Here is a 21,499-nt window from a genome sequence, read left to right as displayed (position 1 = left end):
ATCGACGCTAGGGACGTCGCCGCCCGGGCGCGTCGTCGAGACGTCGTGTCCGTGGTGCGACAAAAGCAGGAGGGGGAGTCGTCCTCGGGTGTGACTCAGGACTGCTCGAACAGTCCGCTCTGGTAGGCGAGCACGATCGCCTGGGCTCGATCCCGCAGGCTGAGCTTCTGGAGCAGCCGCGTGACGTGGGTCTTCACGGTGGTGTCGCTGATGAACAGCTCCTCGCCGATCTCGGCGTTGGACAGCCCGCGCGCGATGAGCTCGAACACCTCGACCTCGCGAGCGGTGAGCTCGGAGAACCCCGCCGGAGGTGCCTGGTGGCGGGCGCTGGTGAAGTGCCGGATGACCCGCGTGGTGACGGCAGGTGAGAGCAGGGCCTCGCCGGCCGCGACGGTGCGAACGGCGGCGAGCAGTTGCTCGGGAGGGTCGTCCTTGAGGACGAAGCCGCTGGCCCCGGCGCGCAGCGCCTCGAACACGTAGTCGTCGAGGTCGAAGGTCGTGAGGATCAGGATGCGGGCGGTCGTGTCGGTCCCCAGAATGCGGCGGGTGGCCTCGAGCCCGTCGAGTTCGGGCATGCGGATGTCCATCAGGATGACGTCCGGGTGGAAGCGCGCTGCCTGGGCGATCGCCTCACGACCGTTGCCCGCCTCGGCGACGACGTCGATGTCGGTCTCGTCGGCGAGCAGCAGCCGAAAGCCTGCGCGCACCATGGACTGGTCGTCGACGACGAGCACCCGGATGGTCATGGCGGATCGCCGCCCAACGGGAGCCGTGCCCGGACGAGGAACCCGCCGCCCGGGGCTGGTCCGGCCGTCATCTCACCGCCGAAGAGCTTGACCCGCTCCCGGATGCCGACGAGACCGTGTCCTCGTACGTCACCCGAAACCGTCTCTCCGGCGCCCGAGTCGAGGACCTCCAGACGAAGCTCGTCGTCGCCGTAGTCCACGGTGACGTCTGCCGCGCCGGACCCTGAGTGCCTGAGGCTGTTGGTGAGACCTTCCTGCAGGATGCGGTACGCCGAAAGGTCGAGGCCCGGTGGCAACGCAGACGGCTCGCCGACGATCCGAAGCCGCACTGCCAGACCGGCTGCTTCGACGTCGTGCACCAGGCGATTCACGTCGGCCAGTCCGGGATGGGGCATCAGCTCCGCCGGGTCGCCGTCCTCCCTCATCGCGTTGAGCAGGCGGCGCATCTCCATCAGTGCCGTCCGGCCCGCCTCCTCGACATTCTTGAGCGCCTCCCGGTCTGCCTCGGCGCTGTCTGGCATCCGGTGCCGAACGGCTCCGACCTGCAGCATGATCACGCTCAGGCTGTGCGCGACGATGTCGTGCAACTCGCGTGCGATCCGGCCGCGTTCCTCGGCGACGGCCACCCGCGCCGCAGCCTCCCGTTCCCGCTCCGCGCGGACGGCACGTTCCTCGGCGGCTTCGGTTCGTTCGGTGCGTTCGCGCAAGGCCCACCCGACGAGCCACCCGATCCCGAACGTGACAGGGACGGAGATCAGGTCGTCGGTGGTGGAACCGGGTCCGTTGCGCACCACGGTCACGGCCCCCGCCAGGACGATCACCAATCCCAGGCGGGAGAGCCACACCTTGCGCTGAGACCCGAGCAGGACTGCGGCGCCCATGCCAGCGACGAGGATGCCGGCTCCGTTGACGATCAGTTGTCCGTCGAGGAAGGAGAGCGCGGTGCACCCCAGCCAGAGCGATGCCGGCGCCGCGAAGGGGAAGCGCCCCCGGGCCAGCAGCCCCAGTACCGCCGCCGTGATTCCGACGAGGCCGAGCACGAACCGGGGCCCGCTTGGGTGCTCGAGGTCGTCACGAACCACGGTCCACACCGCGGTCACCACGGCGATGACCACGACCAGCAGGTCGAGGCCGTGTCTCGCGAGGAAGGCCGTGGCTCGGCTCACGCTTTCACGGTACGACTCCGGTCACCGCAGCTGCGTCCATCCAAAGTAGGAGGACGCAGCTGGGTCACTCGTCGCGCATGTCCCGGATGGGGTTGCGGCGGATGTTGCGCAGCAGCGGCGGGGTGATCGCCACGAGCGACATCAGGAGGATCCCCGCCAGAATCGCCCAGAACACCGGCCCAGGCACCCCGAGGAAGTGGAAGCGCGCGTCGCCGTCGAAGACGCCATAGGCGAGTTGCGCGGCCCGAGTCGCGCTCTGGGTGAACAGCACCTCGATGGCGACGACGATTGCTGCCGCCAGCAAGCCAGCGAACAGGGCGATCCTGAGCGCGACCCAGATGGAGTACAGGACATAGACCTTGATGATGTCGGTGCGCTTGGCACCGATCGCGCGGAAGACGGCCGTCTCGCGGCGGGAGTCGGCGATGACGCGGCCCATCATGGCCCAGATGATGATCGTGGCCACTCCGAAGAGCACCCCGAGGATGCCGATGAGGAACGGACGTGCCTCGCGTGCGATGTCGTCCACGACGAGGTAGCTCGTGCCGTACGTGCCCACGGAGAAGGGCTTGCCGCACTCGGTGTAGAAGTCGCCGCCGAAACCGCTCGAGCTGCCCGGGCAGGCCTGGGACTGGATGAACGCCTTGGCTCCCTCGACCGTGGGGAACGACGCGATGTGGGCAGCCTCCGGGCCCATGGGCCCGAACATCATGAGCTGCTCGGGGGTCTGCGGGGGAGGCGTCTGGAGCAGGTCGGCATGCCGAAGCTGCGCCGGAACGGCGGCCAGCAGGTCTGCGGGGATGAGGGACCCGTAGCCGTAGTTCGTGCCGACGATCCCGGAGATCACGGCGTCCAAGGTGCTGCCACCGGACTGCTGCGTCGGGAGGACGCCGACGATCTGGAACGTGAGGAGTTCGGCGCGAGGTTCGACGGTTGGCGAGACCTCGGCGTCGAAGGCCGCGCGATTGGCATCGGCCCTCTTCTCACGTTCGGTGCGGCGGTCGGACGCGACCGTGACCTCACCGCAGGGTGTCTTGGGCAGTTGGAGGGTGCGCGCGGGCTTGACCCAGCCAGGCGTCTTCGCGTTGGCAGCGGCATCGGCGGCCTGCTGTCGCGCCTCATCGATCCGTGCGTGCTCGGCGTCGTTGCGGTAGCAGGCCGTGAAGGTCACGCCATTGGCCTTGTCGCGGACTCCGCGATACCAGTCGATCTGGCCCGCACTGTCCCGCGGGCGTTTTGAGAGGTCGAGGCTCTTGCCCAAGGTGGTGACGACGTCGTCGACAGGCACGAGGACCGGGATGCCCTTGGGGGTGGCCCGAGCCGCATTGGGCTCGGCGATGAACGCGCGGACGAGGTCGTCGTCCATGATCGTGAAGCTGGATGAGGCGATGCTCGAGTCCATGGCCTCTTCGGGCACCGACCCGTCGCTCACCGCCGTCGTGTCAGCGGTCTTGGTGAGGTCCTCCCGCCCGTCCTTGAGGTACTTCAGCCCCAAGGTCTGCAGGTGCTTGGGGCTGTAGGTGTCCGTGGCGCCGGCGCCACGGGCGGCAGCCGTGAACGCCTCGGGGGTGCTCTTCGAGTTCTTCTGGGCGTTCGCCACCACCTCGACCATGCGGCGCTTCCACACGACCGACTCCTGGTTGACCATCTTCCGCTCGGAGGCGGGGATGCTCGGGTCGCCGTAGGGGTTGTCCACGACCGCCGGAGTCTCGCTCTTCTCGTCGTAGTCGTCGATGCCGTACTTCTTCGCGGCGGCCTTGCGCTCAGCAAGGTATGCCGTGTGCGCTGCTGCCATTTCCTTCACGAGTTTGGGGTCCTCGGGGAAGGGGTAGAGCTGCTCGGACGGGATGACGGGCGTGGCCTGCACGAGGTAGCGGCCGCCGAGGTTCTGGTCGGCGAAGCGGTCGACACTGGCGGAGGTTCCGTAGAAGAGCAGGACTCCGCCACCGATGATGCCGAAGAGCAGCCCCGAGACGATGGTCGTGACGAGGAGCCGGATGCGCTTCGAGCGGACTTTGGTTCGCGCCAACGTGATCGAGTCGCGGAAGCCGATCATGCGACCACGCCCTCGGGGACGATGCGGCCATCGCTGAGCCGGATCGTGCGGTCTGCCCGCCGGGCGAGGTCGTCATCGTGGGTGACGATGACGATGGTGGTCCCGAACTCGTCACGAATTCGCTCGAAGAGCTCGATGATCGAGGCGCCGGTGGCGCTGTCGAGGTTGCCGGTCGGCTCGTCCGCGAGCAGCAGGGGCGGCCGATTGAGCAGGGCGCGAGCGATGGCGGCGCGCTGCATCTGGCCTCCGGACATCTCGCGGGGCAAGTGCTTCGAGCGGTCCGCGAGGCCCACCGCTTCGATGAGGTCGCCCGCGTGTGCGCGGCGCTCCTTGCGGGGCGTTCGGGCAAACATGCCCGGCACCTCGGTGTTGGTCGTCAGCCGCAGGAACGGCTGCAGGTAGAAGAACTGGAAGACGAAGCCGATCGTCCGGTTGCGGAACCGCGACAGCTTGGCGTCACTGAGCTTGCCGATGTTGACCCCGTCGACCATGACGGTCCCGCCGCTGGGCTTGTCGAGGCCGCCAATGAGCTGCAGCAACGTGCTCTTGCCGCTGCCACTGGCCCCCGTGAGGGCGACGAACTCTCCTCGGTCGATCTCGAGGGACACCCCGCCCAGGGCGGCGACTTTCTGCCGCCCCATCCGATAGGTCTTGTGCAGGTCGGTGACGGTGATGATGTGGTCCCCCGACCGCTCCCGTCGCGGCCGTCGCGGGATGGGCGCCGGCGCCGGCGCGGGATGGTGCGCTCGCAGGGCCGCGATGGCCGCGTCGACGTCACCGCCGAACGAGGCGAGGAAGTCGGCGACCGACACCTGGTGCGGTGTCATGGCGTCGCGATATGGATCCGTCATCGAGCCCCCTGGCTTGAACGAGCAGTGGGAAGAACTGTGACACATACTCGGTATGTCGGGGGTGTATTGGTGCAACGAAACGCAACCGTGATGCGCGGACGACGGCGCGCGGACGGCATACGTCAGGGAAGCCGTCCAGCGGTCCGATCGCGCTGACGTTGATGTCGGTGGTGTGCGGCAGGATGAGCGCGTGACTGAGAGCGACCTTTCCGTGGTGTCCGAGTCCGCCGGTGAACCCGCAGCCGAGGTGCCCGAGGAGGTCCGACACGAGTGGACCGGCCTCGCGGAGCAGGCGACCGCGCACCAGTTCGCCTACCACGTCAAGGACAGCCCGACGGTCAGCGACGGCGAGTACGACACCCTCATGAAGCGACTCAACGCGCTCGAGGACGAGTACCCGTCACTGCGTACCCCGGAGAGTCCGACGCAGACCGTGGGTGGCGCGATCTTCTCGACCGACTTCCAGGCCGCCGATCACCTCGAGCGGATGCTCAGCCTCGACAACGCCTTCTCCCCGGAGGAGATGCTGGAGTGGAACGCCCGTGTGACGCGGGACGCCGGCAACGGCTTCCACTACCTCTGCGAACTCAAGATCGACGGGCTCGCCGTGAACCTTCTCTACGAGAAGGGCAAACTCACCCGCGCGCTCACCCGCGGTGATGGCCGGACGGGCGAGGACGTGACGCTCAACGTCCGGACCGTGCACGGCATACCGACCGAACTCAAGGGGACCAGGAAGCACCCGGTGCCGGACCTCGTCGAGGTGCGCGGGGAGGTCTATTTCCCGATCGAGGCGTTCGCTGAGCTCAACGCGCAACTCGTGGAGGCAGGCAAGCCGCCCTACGCCAACCCGCGCAACACGGCCGCAGGATCGTTGCGGCAGAAGGACCCTCGGGTCACGGCGAGTCGACAGCTGCGCATGCTCGTCCACGGCATCGGCAAGCGCGAGGGCTTCGCCCTCACGAGACAGAGCGAGGCGTATGCCGCGTTGCAGGCGTGGGGTCTGCCCGTCTCGACCCATTTCCGGGTCGTCGACACGATCGAGGCGGTCAACGAGTTCATCGTCTCGACGGGGGAGCACCGGCACGACGTCGAGCACGAGATCGACGGGGTCGTCGTCAAGGTCGACGAGATCGCGATGCAGCGGCAGCTCGGTGCGACGTCGCGGGCACCGCGATGGGCCATTGCCTACAAGTACCCGCCGGAGGAGGTCAACACCGTCCTCCTCGACATCCAGGTGGGCGTCGGGCGAACCGGTCGGGTGACACCGTTCGGCGTCATGAAGCCCGTCGTCGTGGCGGGGTCGACGGTCGAGCGAGCGACCCTCCACAACGCGACCGAGGTGGCGCGCAAGGGCGTGCTCATCGGCGACACCATCGTGTTGCGCAAGGCCGGCGACGTCATTCCCGAGATCCTCGGCCCGGTCGTCGACCTGCGTGACGGCACAGAGCGCGAGTTCGTCATGCCGACCGAGTGTCCTGCGTGCGGCACGACGCTCGCCCCGGAGAAGGAGGGCGACAAGGACATCCGGTGCCCCAACACTCGCGCGTGTCCGGCGCAGCTCCGCGAGCGACTCTCGAGCCTCGCCGGGCGTGGGGCGTTCGACATCGAGGCCCTGGGCTACGAAGGTGCCGTGGCGCTGCTCGAGTCCGGGGTGCTCACTGACGAGTCAACGCTCTTCGGACTGACCGAGGCCGACATCGCGCGCGTCCCGCTCTACACCCGCGCGGCAAAGAAGACCGATGCCGTCGAGGCGGTCATCGACGGCAGGGTGCTGTCAGCCAACGGCGCCAAGCTCGTCGCCAACCTGGCCTCGGCCAAGAAGCAACCCCTCTGGCGGGTCCTCGTGGGGCTCTCGATCCGCCACGTCGGACCGACGGCGGCTCGAGCACTCGCACAACACTTCGGCTCCATGGACGCGATCCGGGCCGCGAGCGTCGAGGAACTTGCTGGCGCCGAAGGGGTCGGCGGCATCATCGCCGACTCGGTGCGCGACTGGTTCGACCGCGAGGGTAACGACTGGCACGTCGCGATCGTCGACCAGTGGGCCGCCGACGGTGTGCGCATGGAGGACGAGCGCGACGAGTCGATCGAGCAGACCCTCGCCGGGCTCACCGTCGTCGTCACGGGGTCGATGGAGGGCTTCAGCCGCGACGAGGCCAAGGAGGCCATCCTGAGCCGTGGTGGCAAGGCGTCGGGGTCGGTCTCCAAGAAGACCGACTACGTCGTCGTCGGCCCGGGCGCAGGGTCCAAGGAGACCAAGGCACGCGAGTTGGGGCTGACGATCCTCGACGAGGCCGGTTTCGTCACCTTGCTCGAATCCGGTTCTGCCGGGGCTGGGTCCGAGGCGTGATCACAGGGCTACACCCTGATCGTGCTGTCGCTGTGTCGATGCTCTTGAGCTTGGCGCTCTTCGGCGGAATCTGGCTGTTGGTTGCCGTTCCCCTTGCCAGGGGGGTCGTGGCGGGTCTGCGCGCAGGCGAGTGGTGGCGCCCCTTCGAGCAGAATGCCCGCGGTCGCTACGGGATCCTTGCGAACTCTCGCTCCCTGGCGTCCTTCAGGGCGCCCGCACCCCACAGGCGCACGATGCTGGGTCTCGTGACGCGATGGTTGATCTGGACCTACGTCGTTGCCGGACTCGGCTACTACCCGCTCATGCTGGCGATCAGGTTGGCACAGCTCGGCGGGAGTTGAGAGGTGGAGCAGCCTGAGCGCCGTGACCCACGGACCGTCCGGCAGACTGGGTGGGGTGGAGGACATGGAGCAGCAGGACCGAGACAGTCATCCTGCGCCCGTGATCATCGGACCGCCGGGGTGGATGCGTTGGTTCGGGCCCATCCTCCTTCTTGGGGTGTGGCTGGCGATGATGTCTGTCGTGGTCTTCGCCTTCCGTGAGCGCGACTGGATGGCTCCTGTGCGTGACTCGGGGCTCGGCGTGGTCGGGGCAATCGTCGGGTGGGTCATCGTCCTGTTCTTCCTCCTGATCCTCCCACCCAGCATCAAGGTGCTCCTCACGTATCGCTCTGTCCTGGACGTCAACGGTGTCGAGGCACCCTTCGGTCGTGGCCGCTTCGACCTCCCCGAGATCGAGACGGTTCGTTGGGTGCCTCAAGGAGGGCCGGTCAATGCCGCGAACCGCCCAGAGCGGTTCGAGGTGCTTTCCGAGGCGTCAGGACTCATCGCCCGAGTGACTCGTGCTGAGGCCGACTGGGATGCCGCGGTGGCGATGTTGCGTCATTGGGCGTCGATACGCCCTCAGGTGGTCCGAGATGAGTCGACGGCCGCGGTCCTGGGCGTGGAGCTGGTCTCGAACGCTGGACACGACCGACTGGACTGACGACTGACGTGGAACGTCCCCTTGCGCTCTTGGCCTTTGGTGCTCGTCACGACCCTTGACGTCATCCCCGTCATCCCCGTCATCCCCGTCATCCCCGTCATGCGCGGCATCGGGCTTTCTCAGTCCTCAGCCGCTCGTGACCGGCTCCCGGTTCGTCTGACGGTCGACCGCTGCCGAGATGGCCTTCAGTGCGTCCATGACATTGGTCGGCTTCGCATTCGTGAGCGCTTCTGCGACTGCCTTGTCGAAGAGTGCCGGGTCGCGGTTGATGAGCCACTGGTACTGCTGGCGCGCCTGGACGACTGCCCACTGCTCGCTGACGGTGGCCTTGTCGATGCCGGGGATCTTCTTGAGCCAGCCGCCATCCTCGTTGAGCACAGAGCGCCACTTGAGGTTCGGGTGGTTCGGGACGCTGTAGCGGTCACCCAAGAACCGCGGGATGTCGTTGAGGATGTCCTTGAGCTGGCTCACGAGGTCGTCGAGGTCACGCACCGAGTTCTTCAGCCCCTTGATTTTCGGGATGATCTCGGACGCGAGAGCGGATACGCGCGTCGTTGCCTGGTGGATGACGAGTGGGGTTGCGGCGCCCAAGGTGATGACGAGCTCGGCGACGTAGCTGCAGATCGCCCCCACGATCTGCGAGAGCGCGTCACGAAGCAACCCGTGGACGAAGGCGACGATGACGGCGCAGGCCTCGAACCCGACGGATACGGCACCGGTGCCGACCTCGAGCAGTTTGAGCTTGCGGAGCTCATTTCGCACATGCTCGCGATAGGCCTCGATGTTGGGGCCGGTCATGCCCTCCAGGCTCCTGTTCGACTCCTCCCTGAAGTCGTCCCGAACACCACCCACACCAATGGAGACGTTGAGCCACGTGCCGGCGAAGGCCTTGACGGCTTCGGGGTTGCCGGTGAGGTCGTCGAACCACCCCTTGATCGGGTCGAGGTGGTCGATAATCCAACCGATCCCGGCAGCGAAAAGGCTTCCGAGGGGGTCTGAGATCGTGGCCGCGACGTCGAAGCCGGCGGCCACACCCGAGAGGGCGAAGTCGACCCAGCTCTCGTCGTTGATGGCGTTCACCACGCCCATGCCGGAGTCGAGCAGGCCGGCTCCACTGTGCCAGCTGCGGGCCTCCGGGTTGACGACGAACGGGTTGTTGCTCACTTCTCTGCCGCCTTGCTGACACGACTCTTGGCAGAGTCGTCGTCGCTGTCGTACTGCCTGACGACCTGCTTGAGGTTCCTCATGGTCTCGGTCATGTCCTTGGAACTGTTCTCGACGCCACGCTGCGCCGCGCCCGCGATCGCCGTCGCCGCGCTTGCCAGGAAGACGTTGATGAGGCCGAACGCCTGGGAATCGAGCGTGGTCTCCCCCGCGGAGGCAGCCGCGCTCAGCCGAGTCGTGTAACCGCCGACCTCCTTGGCGTGACCGCCGATGTCGTCCGGTCGTACGTGAAACTGCATGTCTGAGCCCCTCCCATGGACAGTGTGCGGAGTCATCCTAGGGAGCCGTCGGCGGTGCGGCGATGGGGAGCACTCCCCATCGCAGGAGCATGGCCTGGCCGAGTTAGGGTCGCTGCGTGCCAACCGAGACCGACACTGACTTCCTTGTGTGGGGCGCGCGCGTTTTCGCACTCCTCGCACTCCTCGGCGTCGCGGCCATCTTGGCCGCCGTGTGGTGGGTCATCGTCCGACCCGTCATCGCGGAGGCCTTGCGGGCGCGTGAGGCGGGGGACTGGTGGTTGCCCTTTCTTCCCCAGTCGGACGGGGGTTATGGGCCGCTCGCCGAGAACCACTGGTGGAGCGCGATGCGAGCCCCGCAACCCGGGAGCAGCGGGGGTCTCCTCATCCGATGGGGGTTCTGGACCATGGTGTCCATCGGGCTGACGCTGGGGATGGCCCGAGCGGTGTGGCAGTTGGCCCGGCTGGTCGTGCGCGCCTGGTCCTGAGGCGCGGTGGCGGACCAGGCGTCGGACCTATTCGACGAAGCCGAACTTCGTGGCCAGCGACGAGCTGATCGACGTGACCTCTCCCGAGTCCTCGCCAAAGGTCGCCGCGGCGCTCTGACGGATCTGGCGAGACACGTCCCTCTGCGCCTCGCCGACTGCAGCCATGATGCTGCGTGCCACCGCGTCCCCACCTTCCCGGCAGGCTGCTGTGGGCACGGTCAGAGCCCGGAGCCCTCCCGACCCGGTCACCTCGGCGCGTACTCCGTCCGCGACTCCTTCTCCGGAGAGGCTGTCGACCTCGGCGCGCCAGGCGAAGGCCGCGCGGGCCTTGGCGACGGCACGGTCGAGGTCTCCCTGAGCGGGGATGTCGCCTTCGAGGCCGCCGTCACGTGATCCGGGGGCGCTCACCAGGTGCCTCCGTCCGGACCAGAGGTGTTGGGCAGCGCCTGAGTGCTGGGGGCCGTGAGGTTCGCGCCGTACTCCTGGCTGACGATCTGCGCGGTGCGCGAGTCGGCTCCCCAGGCCTGGGCGGTCAGCGCCTCGGCCTGCTGCACGACGTCGGACTGCGCGGCGCGAACCGCGGTGAGAACGCCGAGCTCGACCACTCGGCCGCCCTTGGAGGCCACGACGTCGGTCACGCTCAGTCGCCGCAGCACTCCCTCGGCGTCCACTTCGACGGAGATCCCACCTCGCTCGGCCTCGCCTGTCCCGGTCAATGCCATCATCTGGGCACTCCAGTCGGTCGCGAGTCTGGCACGTTCCTGTGCCGCTTCGACGGCGCCGTCCGGATCGTCCCACCGGCGCGCGCGACGCCGGTCTTCCTCTGGAGTCGTGGACATGGCGAGCACCCTACCCACGTGCCACAAGGGTCAGCGGACGGTCGGACCGCGGCAAGGCCTGCCTCGGATCCCGCCTAGACTGGCGCGCATGGCTGAACTCTCCCGCGACGACGTGGCGCACCTCGCCGGTCTCGCCCGTATCGACCTCTCCGACGCCGAGCTCGACAAGATGGTCGGCGAGCTGGGCGTCATCCTCGAGTCCGTGGCAACCGTGCAGCAGTCGCCGATCGAGGGTGTCGAGCCGATGAGCCACCCGATGCCGCTCGTCAACGTCACCCGCCCCGACGTCGTGCGCCCGAGCCTCGGCGCCGAGGCCGCCCTCGCGGGCGCCCCCGAGGCCGACCAGCAGCGCTTCTCCGTTCCCCGCATCCTCGACGAGGACTGAAAGCCGCGCGTATGCCGTGTGGTGAGCACACGGCATACCTCACCGTTCTTCCCCGCACCGCCACAGACTCAAGACCGCAAGGACCGACGTGACCACCGATCTGACCCGCGCCAGCGCCGCCGATCTTGCCGACCTCCTCTCCAAGGGTGAGACGAGTTCGGTCGAGGTGACCCAGGCGCTGCTGAACCGGACCGACGCCGTCGACGGCGACGTCCACGCCTACCTCCACGTCGACCGTGAGGGCGCCCTCGCGACCGCGCGTGACATCGACGCGCGCCGTCAGGCGGGGGAGCAGCTGCACCAGCTCGCCGGTGTGCCGATCGCGGTCAAGGACGTCATGGCGACCCAGGGCCTGCCGACGACGTGCGGCAGCAAAATCCTCGAGGGCTGGATCCCGCCCTACGACGCGACGGTCGTGACGCGCCTCAAGCAGGCCGGTATGCCGATCCTGGGCAAGACCAACATGGACGAGTTCGCGATGGGGTCGTCGACGGAGCACTCCGCCTATGGCCCGACCCGCAACCCCTGGGACCTCGAGCGCATCCCCGGCGGTTCCGGCGGTGGCTCCAGCGCAGTCGTCGCGTCGTTCCAGGCGCCGCTCGCCATCGGCACCGACACCGGTGGCTCGATCCGGCAGCCTGCGGCCGTCACGGGCACCGTCGGCACCAAGCCGACCTATGGCGGTGTCTCGCGCTACGGCCTCGTGGCGCTTGCGTCCTCGCTCGACCAGGCCGGCCCGTGCACCCGCACCGTGCTCGATGCCGCCCTCCTCCACGAGGTCATGGGTGGGCACGACCCGCTGGACTCGACGTCGATCAATGCGCCCGTCCCGGCCGTCGTCGAGGCTGCTCGCCGCGCCGACGTCAAGGGCATGAAGATCGGCATCGTCCGCGAGCTCACCGGTGAGGGCTTCCAGGCCGGTGTCCAGGCACGCTTCGACGAGTCGGTTCAGCACCTCGTCGATGCCGGAGCCGAGGTCGTCGAGGTCTCGTGCCCGAGCTTCACGGCGGCCCTCGCGGCCTACTACCTGATCCTCCCGAGCGAGGCGTCGTCGAACCTCGCGAAGTTCGACGCCATGCGCTACGGCCTTCGTGTGCTCCCCGAGGGCCTCGACGACCCGAGCGCCGAGCAGGTCATGGCGGCCACGCGTGACGCCGGCTTCGGTGACGAGGTCAAGCGCCGCATCATCCTCGGCACCTATGCGCTGTCGTCGGGCTACTACGACGCCTACTACGGCTCGGCCCAGAAGGTGCGTCGCCTCATCGCCGACGACTTCAACCGTGCGTTCGAGGCCGCCGACGTGCTCGTCTCACCGACCGCGCCGACGACCGCGTTCAAGTTCGGCGACAAGATCGACGACCCCATGGCGATGTACCTCAACGACGTCGCGACCATCCCCGCCAACCTCGCGGGCGTCCCCGGGATGTCGCTGCCCAGCGGCCTCGCCGACGAGGACGGCCTTCCGGCCGGCTGCCAGATCCTCGCGCCCGCCGCTGCTGACGAGCGCCTGTATGCCGTGGGCGCAGCTCTCGAGCAGCGCTTGCTCGCGTCGTGGGGCGGTCCACTGCTCGGCCGCGCACCCGAACTCTCCGCTGCACGCTCGACCTCGATGGGGGCCTGACATGACTGTTGTGGACACCGAAGCAACGATCTCCTACGACGACGTCCTCGCCTCCTTCGACCCGGTCATGGGTCTTGAGGTGCACGTCGAGCTCGGCACGAACACCAAGATGTTCTGTGGCTGCGCGACCGAGTTCGGCGCCGAGCCCAACACCCAGGTCTGCCCGGTCTGCCTCGGCCTGCCCGGAGCGCTCCCCGTCGTCAACGAGACGGCGGTCGAGTCGGCGATCCGGATCGGTCTCGCGCTCAACTGCGAGATCGCGGAGTGGTGCCGGTTTGCCCGGAAGAACTACTTCTATCCGGACATGCCCAAGAACTTCCAGACGTCGCAGTACGACGAGCCGATTGCGTTCAACGGCTTCCTCGACGTCGAACTCGATGACGGCACGACCTACCGCGTGGAGATCGAGCGCGCCCACATGGAGGAGGACACGGGCAAGTCGCTGCACGTCGGTGGCTCGACCGGTCGCATCCACGGTGCGACGCACTCGCTCGTCGACTACAACCGTGCCGGGATCCCGCTCATCGAGATCGTCACGAAGCCGATGCTCGGCGCGGGGGAGCGGGCGCCAGAGGTCGCGCGTGCCTATGTTGCCACCCTGCGTGACCTGCTCAAGGCGCTCGACGTGTCCGACGTGAAGATGGAGCAGGGCTCGATGCGCTGCGACGTCAACCTCTCACTCATGCCCAAGGGCTCGACGACCCTCGGCACCCGGACCGAGACCAAGAACGTCAACTCGCTGCGCTCGGTCGAGCGCGCCGTGCGCTACGAGATGTGCCGCCACGGAGCAGTCCTGCAGGCTGGCGGCTCGATCCTCCAGGAGACGCGCCACTGGCACGAGGACACCGGCGCCACGACGTCCGGTCGCCCGAAGTCCGACGCCGACGACTACCGCTACTTCCCCGAGCCCGACCTCGTTCCGGTCGCGCCGTCGCGCGAGACCGTTGAGTCACTGCGCGCCACGCTCCCCGAGCCGCCGGCGCAGCGCCGCAAGCGCCTCCAGTCCGACTGGGGCTTCAGCGACCTCGAGATGCGCGACGTCCTCAACGCCGGCCTCGTCGACCTCATCGGCGAGACCGTCGATGCGGGCGCGACCCCGGCCGGCGCGCGCAAGTGGTGGTCCGGTGAGATCGCCCGCCGCGCCAACGCCGAGGGCGCGACCGATGTTGCGTCGTATGCCGCGGAGCGCTCCATCACGCCGGCCCACGTCGTCGAGCTCGAGGGCCTCGTGAAGGCGGGTCGTCTCAACGACTCCATGGCGCGTCAGGCGTGGGAGGGCGTCCTCGACGGTGAGGGCACCCCGACCGCCGTGGCCGACGCCCGCGGACTTGAACTCGTCCAGGACGACGGCGCCCTCGAGGCGGCGGTCGACAAGGTCATCGAGGCCAATGCCGATGTGGCTCAGAAGGTCCGTGACGGCAAGGTGCAGGCCGCAGGTGCGCTCATCGGTCAGGTCATGAAGGAGATGAAGGGCCAGGCCGACGCCGGCAAGGCCCGCGAGATCATCCTCGCCAAGCTCACGAGCTGAGGCTCGACGCTGTGAGGCCGGGGTGAGGTCAGCCACCCCGGCCTCTGTCGTGTCAAGAGGTGGTCCACGGGGACATTAGACTGAACGCTCGTGACGATGACGCAACAGAGCACCCCAGCAGACGAGCACCTGGCCGAGTGGGCCGACCGGCAGGCCAAGGCCGAGGCGATGATCCCCCTCGTGGGCCGCCTCTACCGTGAGAACGGCGTGGTCACCTCGATCCACGGCCGTCCCCTTCTCGGCCAGTCCACGACCGACATCCTCAAGGCCCACCGGTTCGCGCGTCGTGTCGACGTCGAGCTCGACGTGGTCGACACGCTTCCCGTGCTCGAGGCGCTCGCGACGCTCGACCTCGGCCCGGCGTCGATCGACATCGCCCGCCTGCACCGCCGTCGCCTCGAGGCCGGTGATGGCGTTGCCCTCGAGGAGTTCCTCCGCAATGAGCTCGGTGACGTCGTCGGTCAGGGTGGCGGCGACGCTCGCCCCAGCACCGATGTCGTGCTCTATGGGTTCGGTCGCATCGGCCGACTGCTGGCACGCATCCTCATCGAGCACGCAGGCGGCGGCCACGGCCTGAAGCTGCGCGCCATCGTCGTGCGCAAGGGCTCCGACGACGACCTCGCCAAGCGGGCCAGCCTGCTGCGCCGCGACTCGGTCCACGGCTCCTTCGCCGGCACGATCACCGTCGACGAGGAGAACAACACGATCTTCGCCAACGGCACGCTCATCCAGGTCATCTACTCGGACAACCCCGCAACCGTCGACTACACGGCATACGGGATCAACGACGCGATCGTCGTCGACAACACGGGTCGCTGGCGCGACGAGGCGGGGCTCGCCCAGCACCTCGAGTGCCCCGGCGTCGCGCGCGTCCTCCTCACCGCGCCGGGCAAGGGCGACCTGCCCAACATCGTCAGCGGCATCAACGACGACGCGATCGGCGACGACGACCGCATCGTCACGGCGGCGTCATGCACCACGAACGCCATCGTGCCGGCCCTCAAGGCGATCAACGACGAGTACGGCATCGTCGGCGGCCACGTCGAGACGGTCCACTCGTTCACCAACGACCAGAACCTCATCGACAACTTCCACAAGGGCGAGCGCCGCGGTCGGTCCGCCGCGCTCAACATGGTCCTCACCGAGACGGGTGCCGCCAAGGCCGTCGCCAAGGCGCTCCCTGAGCTCGAGGGCAAGCTCACCGGCAACTCCATCCGGGTCCCCACCCCGGACGTGTCGATGGCGATCCTCAACCTCACCCTCGACAAGGCGGTCGAGCGCGAGTCGCTCAACGACTACCTCCGCCACACGTCGCTCTACGGTGACATGCACAAGCAGCTCGACTTCATCGACAGCCCCGACGTCGTCTCGACCGACTTCGTGGGCAACCGTCACGCCGGCATCGTCGACGGCCGCGCCACCATCACGTCCGGCGATCGCTGCGTGCTCTATGTCTGGTACGACAACGAGTTCGGCTACTCCTGCCAGGTCGTGCGCGTCCTTGAGGAGATGGCGAAGGTCCACCCCCCGGCCTTCCCCCGCGTCTGATCCGCGCCACCGCGCCGCCGACGGGCCCCACGCCCGGTCGAGAGTAGAAGAAGTCCCGCCCCGGGCGTACCGGGGCGGGACTTCTTCTACTCTCGACTGCTTCTCAGCCGAGGCGACTCACCTTCAGCGGCGGCCGCCGCCAAGGAGGCCACCGAGCACGTCGAGGATCGAGCCTCCAGCCTGCTGCTGCGGTGCCTGCTGGGTCTGCGTCGTCCCGCCACCGACTGCTCCGCCGAGCACGTCCTGCAGCATCGAGTCCAGCGAGCCCGGACCACCCTGGGCCGTGTTGTCCGTGCCACCGGGGGCCGGCGCGGCACCGCCACCGCCGAGGCCGCCGCCGCCACCCTTGAGGACCTTGTTGGCGATGTAGGACAGGACGATCGGGGCGAGGATCGGGATGAGCCTCTTGACCAGGCCACCGCCGGCGCCGGTGCCACCGAGCGCGGAGTAGACCTGCTCCTCGTTGGACCCGAAGATGTGCGAGGCGATCTTCTGGCCATCTGCCTCATCGACCTGACCGAGGTCGACGCCACCCTGGAGCATGTCGTCGTTGTGCTGGCCGAGTGCCTCGAGGAGCGAGCTCGCGCCACCCGGGTCCTGTGCGTTCGCCTGGAGACCGCCGAGGAGCGCGGGCAGGGCCGACTGGGCGGCCTGCTGCACCTCTTGCGGGTCGGCGCCGACCTGCTGCGCGAGCTGGTCGATGGGAAGGTTCTGAAGGATCTCGTCAACTGCGGCCATCGTGTGGTGCCACCTCTCGTGGGTCCGGTGGGCTTCGGCGCCCACCACTGCACTCAACTTAACCACCACGCCGCCGTGAGCGGGGAGTTCGCTCCGATCGGCGAGCCAACCCCTCAGCCGACCGGAACCCGCACGATGCGGTCGTCGCCGGGCCGCGGGTCGCCGCGGAAGGTGTTGTTGCTCAGGATCCACAGACTCCTGTCCGGTGCCGTCACGACGTCCCGGATCCGCCCGAACCGGCTCTGCAACAAGCGAACCGGCTCGCCCGTGCGCCGTCCTGCATCCACGGGAACCTTCCAGAGCGACTCGCCCCTCAGGGCTGCGAGATAGACGGCGCCATCGGGACCGACGACGATTCCGCTGGGGGAGGCGTCAGACGTTGCCCATTGCGCGATCGGGGCGACGAAGTCCCCACCGCTCTCGATGCCCTCGACCTCGGGCCAGCCGTAGTTCTTGCCGGGCTCGATGGCGTTGAGCTCGTCCCAGCTGTTCTGACCGAACTCACTGGCATACATCGTCCCGTCCTCGGCCCAGGCCAAGCCCTGGACGTTGCGATGCCCCAGGCTCCAGACGCGGCTCCCAGCGAACGGGTTCCCCGGCGCGGGCGATCCATCCGCCGTGATCCGAAGAATCTTGCCGCCCAGGTTGGCCCGGTCCTGTGAACGCGACGGCTCGGCAGCGTCTCCCGTCGCGACGTAGAGGAACCTGTCCGGACCCCACGCGATGCGCCCGCCGTTGTGGTTCCCAGCCTTCGGTATGCCGGTGAGCACCGGTGTCACAGAACCGAACCCATCTGCCCCGAGGGTCGTGCGCACGACGCGGTTGTCGCCCTCGGCGGTGAAGTAGAGGTGCACGGTCGAGTCCGTGGCGAACGTCGGTGACACGGCAACGCCGAGAAGGCCGCCCTCTCCGCTGGCATCGACGCCTGCGATGTTCCCGAGGCTGGTGCGGCTGCCGTCGGGGGCGACCCGGACGACCTCGGCGCGGTCGCGCAGGGTGACCAGTGCATCGCCGTCAGGAAGGAAGGCGATCCCCCACGGCACGTCCAGGCCCGTCGACACGTCGGTGGGCGCCCCGGTCGGGATGGGTCCAGTGGGTGTGCCGGTCGACGTTGAGGTTGGAGTGGGCGACGGTGCCGTGGAACTCGCGGAGGCCGGGGGAGAGGTCGATGGCGGTTCAGTCCCATCGCCGGATCCGCCGCACCCCACCAGCACCAGGGCGAGGGTCAGGCCGACTCCGGTGGGGACGATGCCACGGCGGGCGGGGAGCGCGAGGTGAGCGGACGGCATACCCGATCCTGTCGTGAAACAGCCCGGAACTCCATGGGAACGCCGCCGTCGCCTAGATTCGGGCCATGCTCGTCGTGTCGTTCCCGGACCCTGTCCTGCGTGATGCCGTCGGTGAGGTCGGCGGCATCGAGGCGGTCCTGTGGGATCCGGGCTCGGGCCCGGCGCCGGACGACCGCATCGAGGTCGTCGTTGCCCCCTATCTGGGGGCGGCGGAGAAGCTCGCGCCCGTCGCCGACCTGCCGAACGTGCGACTCGTCCAGCTCCAGTCGGCCGGGTTCGACGGGGTGCTCGAGGTCGTCCCGGAACACGTCCCCGTGGCCAACGCAGCAGGGGTCTATGACGCGGTGACGGCGGAGCTCGCCGTAGGGCTGACCATCGCCTCCCTGCGCGGAATCCCTGACGCGGTGCGGCGGGGGGACCAGGCTCAGTGGGTGCCGCTCGGGCAGCGCACGTCCTTGGTCGGACGTCGCGTGCTCGTCGTCGGCTACGGAGCGGTCGGGAAGGCGATCGCCCATCGTTTCAACGCTTTTGACGTGAGGCTGACCGCCGCGGCGTCACGCGCAAGGGCCGGCGACGACATCGTCGACACCATCCACGGCATCGAGGAGTTACCCGACCTCCTGCCCCACCAGGACGTGGTCGTGGTCATCGTCCCGCTCAACGACTCGACCTCAGCGCTCGTCGACGACGACTTCCTCTCGGCGATGCCGGACGGGGCTCTCCTCGTCAACGTCGCCCGTGGCCCGGTCGCCGACACCGACGCTCTCGTGAGGCATGCCGGACGTCTCCGACTCGCCCTCGACGTGACCGATCCTGAGCCGCTGCCCGACGGCCATCCGCTCTGGTCGGCCCCCGACGTCCTCATCACTCCGCACGCGGGCGGCAACACCGACGCGCTCGTGCCGATGATGGCCGCCTTGCTGCGCGAACAGCTCGGTGGGCTGGCCCAGGGACACGAACCACGCCACCTCGTCAGGCCGATTGTCAAGACCTGACAACCTCGCCGGGGCGGGGCAGACTCAAGGCATGACGGCTGCTGCTGAGGACAGGACGCTCGTGCTCGTGCGCCATGCCAAGGCCGAGCAGGGCGGCTATGACAACGACCACGAGCGCGAACTCACCAAGCGCGGGATGCGTGACGCTCGCGAGGTGGGCCGGTGGCTCTGTGACCAGGGCATCGGGGTCGACGAGGTCCTGTGCTCCACGTCCGCGCGCACCCAGCAGACCTGCGAGGGCGTGTGGCAGGCCGGGTGCTCGGAGGCGGACGTCCACCACGACCGCCGTATCTACAACGCTTCTGCCGAGCGGCTGCTCGAGGTCGCCCGTGAAGCCGACCAGGACGCCAATGTCGTGATGATCGTCGGGCACGCACCCGGCATACCGGCCCTTGCGTCGATTCTGGCCGAAGGCCAGGGAAGCGAGCGGGCGCACGATGCCCTCAGCGAGGGCTACCCGACGGCGGGAGTGGCGGTGCTCCGCTTCTCCGGTCACTGGTCCGACCTTGCTGCAGGCGTCGCGCGCCTCGACCGCTTCCATGTCGCGCGGGCCGACGACCGCGAGTCCGCCGAGGCCTGAGCCGGAGAGTGAGATCGGCGTCCCACCCCGTGGACACGGGTCCTAGAGTGACCCCATGAGCGACCAGCCCGACATCAAGCCCCGTTCACGCGACGTCACCGACGGCCTGGAGAAGACCGCCGCTCGAGGCATGCTCCGGGCCGTAGGCATGGGCGACGACGACTGGGTCAAGCCGCAGGTCGGTGTCGCGAGTTCCTGGAACGAGATCACTCCCTGCAACCTCTCGCTCGACCGCCTCGCCAAGGCCGTCAAGGACGGCGTGCACGCGGGCGGCGGCTACCCCCTCGAGTTCGGCACGATCTCCGTGTCCGACGGCATCTCGATGGGCCACGAGGGCATGCACTTCTCGCTCGTCTCGCGCGAGATCATCGCCGACTCGGTCGAGACGGTCATGAATGCCGAGCGCCTCGACGGCTCCGTCCTCCTGGCCGGCTGCGACAAGTCCTTGCCGGGCATGCTCATGGCCGCCGCGCGTCTCGACCTCTCGTCGGTCTTCCTGTATGCCGGGTCCATCCTTCCCGGGATCGCGAAGCTCTCGGACGGCTCCGAGAAGACCGTGACGATCATCGACGCGTTCGAGGCTGTGGGTGCATGCGCCGCGGGGAAGATGTCGCGCGAGGACGTCGACGCCATCGAGCGTGCGATCTGTCCCGGCGAGGGCGCGTGTGGCGGCATGTACACCGCCAACACCATGGCGTCGGTCGCCGAGGCGATGGGCATGTCCCTGCCCGGATCGGCCGCCCCGCCCGCCACCGACCGCCGCCGTGACGGGTTCGCCCGCAAGTCCGGTGAGGCGGTTGTCGAGTTGCTGCGGCGCGGCATCACCGCGCGTCAGATCATGACCAAGGAGGCGTTCGAGAACGCCATTGCCGTCGTCATGGCCTTCGGTGGCTCGACGAATGCGGTGCTCCACCTCCTCGCGATCGCGCACGAGGCCGAGGTCGACCTGTCGATCGGCGACTTCCAGCGGATCGGCGCGAAGGTCCCGCACCTGGCGGACGTGAAGCCCTTCGGCCAGTTCGTCATGACGGACATCGACCGGGTCGGCGGTGTGCCGGTCGTCATGAAGGCGCTCCTCGACGCCGGACTGCTTCACGGCGACGCCCTCACGGTCACCGGTCGCACCGTGGCCGAGAACCTCGCCGACATCCGCCCGCCCGACCCTGACGGCAACGTCGTGCGGGCCATGGCCGAGCCGATCCACAAGACGGGCGGCCTGACGATCCTCTCGGGGTCGCTGGCTCCGGAAGGCGCGGTCGTGAAGTCGGCCGGCTTCGACACCGATGTCTTCGAGGGCACTGCCCGCGTCTTCAACGGTGAGCGCGCGGCCATGGATGCCGTCGAGCAGGGTCAGCTCAAGCCGCAGGACGTCGTGGTCATTCGCTACGAGGGCCCCAAGGGGGGACCCGGCATGCGCGAGATGCTCGCCGTCACCGGTGCCATCAAGGGCGCGGGCCTGGGCAAGGACGTCTTGTTGCTGACCGATGGCCGTTTCTCCGGCGGCACGACCGGGTTGTGCGTCGGTCACGTCGCGCCCGAGGCGGTCGACGAGGGCCCGATCGCGTTCGTGCAGGACGGCGACGGAATCCGCCTCGACGTGGCGAACGGCACCCTCGATCTTCTCGTCGACGAGGCCGAGCTCCAGCGCCGCCGGGGTGCCGGTGTCACGCACCCCGAGCCGAAGTACACGCGCGGCGTGCTCGCGAAGTACCGCAAGCTCGTCGGCTCCGCGAGCAACGGCGCCGTCTGCGACTGATGCACCGCCACGTCCCACGACGCGACCGCATCGTGGGACGTGGCGTCTCACACATTGACACGGTGTCCACGGCGGGGGAGAGTCATCACGTGTCCCGAATTCTCGTACTTCCCCCG

21 protein-coding genes are annotated in these 21,499 nt (G+C 68.4%); 11 read left to right on the top strand and 10 right to left on the bottom strand.

Annotation, left to right across the window (positions count from 1 at the left end; genetic code table 11):
• Positions 1-95 precede the first annotated feature (95 nt).
• From N802_RS10710 to N802_RS10695, 4 genes are all read right to left on the bottom strand, one after another.
• Entirely contained in the window at positions 96-746 is a 651-nt protein-coding gene (locus N802_RS10710; RefSeq protein WP_035915986.1) for a response regulator, read from the bottom strand.
• Positions 743-1,912 (bottom strand): sensor histidine kinase, encoded by a 1,170-nt coding sequence (locus N802_RS10705; protein ID WP_035915982.1) that lies wholly within the window; start codon positions 1,910-1,912, stop codon positions 743-745. The genes N802_RS10710 and N802_RS10705 overlap by 4 nt, the downstream gene beginning before the upstream one ends.
• A gap of 64 nt (positions 1,913-1,976) precedes the next feature.
• On the bottom strand, positions 1,977-3,968 hold the full coding sequence (locus N802_RS10700) for an FtsX-like permease family protein (RefSeq protein ID WP_035915978.1): 1,992 nt from the start codon (positions 3,966-3,968) through the stop codon (positions 1,977-1,979).
• The gene (locus N802_RS10695) at positions 3,965-4,819 is read right to left on the bottom strand and encodes an ABC transporter ATP-binding protein (RefSeq protein WP_211254382.1); all 855 of its coding nucleotides are present in this window, start codon (positions 4,817-4,819) and stop codon (positions 3,965-3,967) included. Before N802_RS10695 ends, N802_RS10700 begins: the two co-directional genes overlap by 4 nt.
• Before the next feature lie 190 nt (positions 4,820-5,009).
• Between N802_RS10695 and ligA the strand changes: the two genes are divergently transcribed.
• The 3 genes from ligA to N802_RS10680 are packed head-to-tail and all read left to right on the top strand — an operon-like array spanning position 5,010 to position 8,156.
• On the top strand, positions 5,010-7,172 hold the full coding sequence (ligA, locus tag N802_RS10690; protein ID WP_052109813.1) for an NAD-dependent DNA ligase LigA: 2,163 nt from the start codon (positions 5,010-5,012) through the stop codon (positions 7,170-7,172).
• A gap of 38 nt (positions 7,173-7,210) precedes the next feature.
• A complete protein-coding gene (locus tag N802_RS10685) occupies positions 7,211-7,513 on the top strand; it encodes a hypothetical protein (RefSeq protein WP_156971361.1) in 303 nt (100 codons plus the stop codon).
• A gap of 22 nt (positions 7,514-7,535) precedes the next feature.
• On the top strand, positions 7,536-8,156 hold the full coding sequence (locus N802_RS10680) for a hypothetical protein (protein WP_156971360.1): 621 nt from the start codon (positions 7,536-7,538) through the stop codon (positions 8,154-8,156).
• A 126-nt stretch (positions 8,157-8,282) separates the two neighbouring features.
• Here N802_RS10680 and N802_RS10675 read toward each other — a convergent pair whose 3' ends face one another.
• Entirely contained in the window at positions 8,283-9,320 is a 1,038-nt protein-coding gene (locus N802_RS10675; RefSeq protein WP_035915969.1) for a hypothetical protein, read from the bottom strand.
• Positions 9,317-9,619, bottom strand: a complete 303-nt coding sequence (locus N802_RS10670) for a hypothetical protein (RefSeq protein WP_035915968.1) — start codon at positions 9,617-9,619, stop codon at positions 9,317-9,319. Before N802_RS10670 ends, N802_RS10675 begins: the two co-directional genes overlap by 4 nt.
• A gap of 116 nt (positions 9,620-9,735) precedes the next feature.
• Between N802_RS10670 and N802_RS10665 the strand changes: the two genes are divergently transcribed.
• A complete protein-coding gene (locus N802_RS10665) occupies positions 9,736-10,104 on the top strand; it encodes a hypothetical protein (RefSeq protein WP_035915967.1) in 369 nt (122 codons plus the stop codon).
• A 27-nt stretch (positions 10,105-10,131) separates the two neighbouring features.
• Here N802_RS10665 and N802_RS10660 read toward each other — a convergent pair whose 3' ends face one another.
• Together N802_RS10660 and N802_RS10655 are read right to left on the bottom strand one after the other, a co-directional pair.
• A complete protein-coding gene (locus N802_RS10660; RefSeq protein ID WP_035915955.1) occupies positions 10,132-10,512 on the bottom strand; it encodes a hypothetical protein in 381 nt (126 codons plus the stop codon).
• On the bottom strand, positions 10,509-10,943 hold the full coding sequence (locus tag N802_RS10655) for a hypothetical protein (RefSeq protein ID WP_156971359.1): 435 nt from the start codon (positions 10,941-10,943) through the stop codon (positions 10,509-10,511). The genes N802_RS10660 and N802_RS10655 overlap by 4 nt, the downstream gene beginning before the upstream one ends.
• An 88-nt stretch (positions 10,944-11,031) precedes the next feature.
• Between N802_RS10655 and gatC the strand changes: the two genes are divergently transcribed.
• The 4 genes from gatC (at position 11,032) to N802_RS10635 (ending at position 16,025) form a co-directional block, all read left to right on the top strand.
• The gene (gene gatC, locus N802_RS10650) at positions 11,032-11,328 is read left to right on the top strand and encodes an Asp-tRNA(Asn)/Glu-tRNA(Gln) amidotransferase subunit GatC (RefSeq protein WP_035915953.1); all 297 of its coding nucleotides are present in this window, start codon (positions 11,032-11,034) and stop codon (positions 11,326-11,328) included.
• Positions 11,329-11,416: 88 nt separating this feature from the next.
• A complete protein-coding gene (gatA, locus tag N802_RS10645) occupies positions 11,417-12,949 on the top strand; it encodes an Asp-tRNA(Asn)/Glu-tRNA(Gln) amidotransferase subunit GatA (RefSeq protein WP_035915948.1) in 1,533 nt (510 codons plus the stop codon).
• Position 12,950: 1 nt separating this feature from the next.
• Entirely contained in the window at positions 12,951-14,477 is a 1,527-nt protein-coding gene (gene gatB / locus N802_RS10640; protein WP_035915933.1) for an Asp-tRNA(Asn)/Glu-tRNA(Gln) amidotransferase subunit GatB, read from the top strand.
• A gap of 96 nt (positions 14,478-14,573) precedes the next feature.
• Positions 14,574-16,025, top strand: coding sequence for a glyceraldehyde-3-phosphate dehydrogenase (locus N802_RS10635; RefSeq protein WP_035916213.1), 1,452 nt, complete (start codon positions 14,574-14,576; stop codon positions 16,023-16,025).
• 123 nt (positions 16,026-16,148) lie between these two features.
• Here N802_RS10635 and N802_RS10630 read toward each other — a convergent pair whose 3' ends face one another.
• Both N802_RS10630 and N802_RS10625 read right to left on the bottom strand, forming a co-directional pair.
• Positions 16,149-16,763, bottom strand: a complete 615-nt coding sequence (locus N802_RS10630) for a DUF937 domain-containing protein (protein WP_035916211.1) — start codon at positions 16,761-16,763, stop codon at positions 16,149-16,151.
• A 113-nt stretch (positions 16,764-16,876) separates the two neighbouring features.
• Positions 16,877-18,052 (bottom strand): PQQ-dependent sugar dehydrogenase, encoded by a 1,176-nt coding sequence (locus N802_RS10625; RefSeq protein WP_035915919.1) that lies wholly within the window; start codon positions 18,050-18,052, stop codon positions 16,877-16,879.
• 65 nt (positions 18,053-18,117) lie between these two features.
• Between N802_RS10625 and N802_RS10620 the strand changes: the two genes are divergently transcribed.
• From N802_RS10620 to ilvD, 3 genes are read left to right on the top strand one after another with little or no spacing between them, the layout of a single operon-like run.
• The gene (locus N802_RS10620) at positions 18,118-19,047 is read left to right on the top strand and encodes a 2-hydroxyacid dehydrogenase (protein ID WP_035915913.1); all 930 of its coding nucleotides are present in this window, start codon (positions 18,118-18,120) and stop codon (positions 19,045-19,047) included.
• A 31-nt stretch (positions 19,048-19,078) separates the two neighbouring features.
• Positions 19,079-19,627: a SixA phosphatase family protein gene (locus N802_RS10615; RefSeq protein WP_035915911.1), complete on the top strand. Its 549-nt coding sequence runs from the start codon at positions 19,079-19,081 to the stop codon at positions 19,625-19,627.
• Positions 19,628-19,682: 55 nt separating this feature from the next.
• Positions 19,683-21,383: a dihydroxy-acid dehydratase gene (gene ilvD / locus N802_RS10610; protein ID WP_035915909.1), complete on the top strand. Its 1,701-nt coding sequence runs from the start codon at positions 19,683-19,685 to the stop codon at positions 21,381-21,383.
• Positions 21,384-21,499 lie beyond the last annotated feature (116 nt).

The organism is Knoellia sinensis KCTC 19936 (genome assembly GCF_000768705.1).
Lineage (GTDB): Bacteria > Actinomycetota > Actinomycetes > Actinomycetales > Dermatophilaceae > Knoellia > Knoellia sinensis.
The sequence above is the reverse complement of the archived record's forward strand: the minus strand, read 5'-3'. Positions and strand labels throughout refer to the sequence as shown.

Bases quoted from the DNA above. Each gene is read 5' to 3' on its own strand.
- N802_RS10635 (WP_035916213.1), top strand. From the start codon at position 14,574: ATGACGCAACAGAGCACCCCAGCAGACGAGCACCTGGCCGAGTGGGCC.
- N802_RS10685 (WP_156971361.1), top strand. From the start codon at position 7,211: ATGCTCTTGAGCTTGGCGCTCTTCGGCGGAATCTGGCTGTTGGTTGCC.
- gatB (WP_035915933.1), top strand. From the start codon at position 12,951: ATGACTGTTGTGGACACCGAAGCAACGATCTCCTACGACGACGTCCTC.
- ilvD (WP_035915909.1), top strand. From the start codon at position 19,683: ATGAGCGACCAGCCCGACATCAAGCCCCGTTCACGCGACGTCACCGAC.
- gatC (WP_035915953.1), top strand. From the start codon at position 11,032: ATGGCTGAACTCTCCCGCGACGACGTGGCGCACCTCGCCGGTCTCGCC.
- N802_RS10615 (WP_035915911.1), top strand. From the start codon at position 19,079: ATGACGGCTGCTGCTGAGGACAGGACGCTCGTGCTCGTGCGCCATGCC.
- N802_RS10695 (WP_211254382.1), bottom strand. From the start codon at position 4,819: ATGACGGATCCATATCGCGACGCCATGACACCGCACCAGGTGTCGGTC.
- N802_RS10710 (WP_035915986.1), bottom strand. From the start codon at position 746: ATGACCATCCGGGTGCTCGTCGTCGACGACCAGTCCATGGTGCGCGCA.
- N802_RS10620 (WP_035915913.1), top strand. From the start codon at position 18,118: ATGCTCGTCGTGTCGTTCCCGGACCCTGTCCTGCGTGATGCCGTCGGT.
- N802_RS10700 (WP_035915978.1), bottom strand. From the start codon at position 3,968: ATGATCGGCTTCCGCGACTCGATCACGTTGGCGCGAACCAAAGTCCGC.
- N802_RS10625 (WP_035915919.1), bottom strand. From the start codon at position 18,052: ATGCCGTCCGCTCACCTCGCGCTCCCCGCCCGCCGTGGCATCGTCCCC.
- N802_RS10670 (WP_035915968.1), bottom strand. From the start codon at position 9,619: ATGCAGTTTCACGTACGACCGGACGACATCGGCGGTCACGCCAAGGAG.
- N802_RS10630 (WP_035916211.1), bottom strand. From the start codon at position 16,763: ATGGCCGCAGTTGACGAGATCCTTCAGAACCTTCCCATCGACCAGCTC.
- N802_RS10655 (WP_156971359.1), bottom strand. From the start codon at position 10,943: ATGTCCACGACTCCAGAGGAAGACCGGCGTCGCGCGCGCCGGTGGGAC.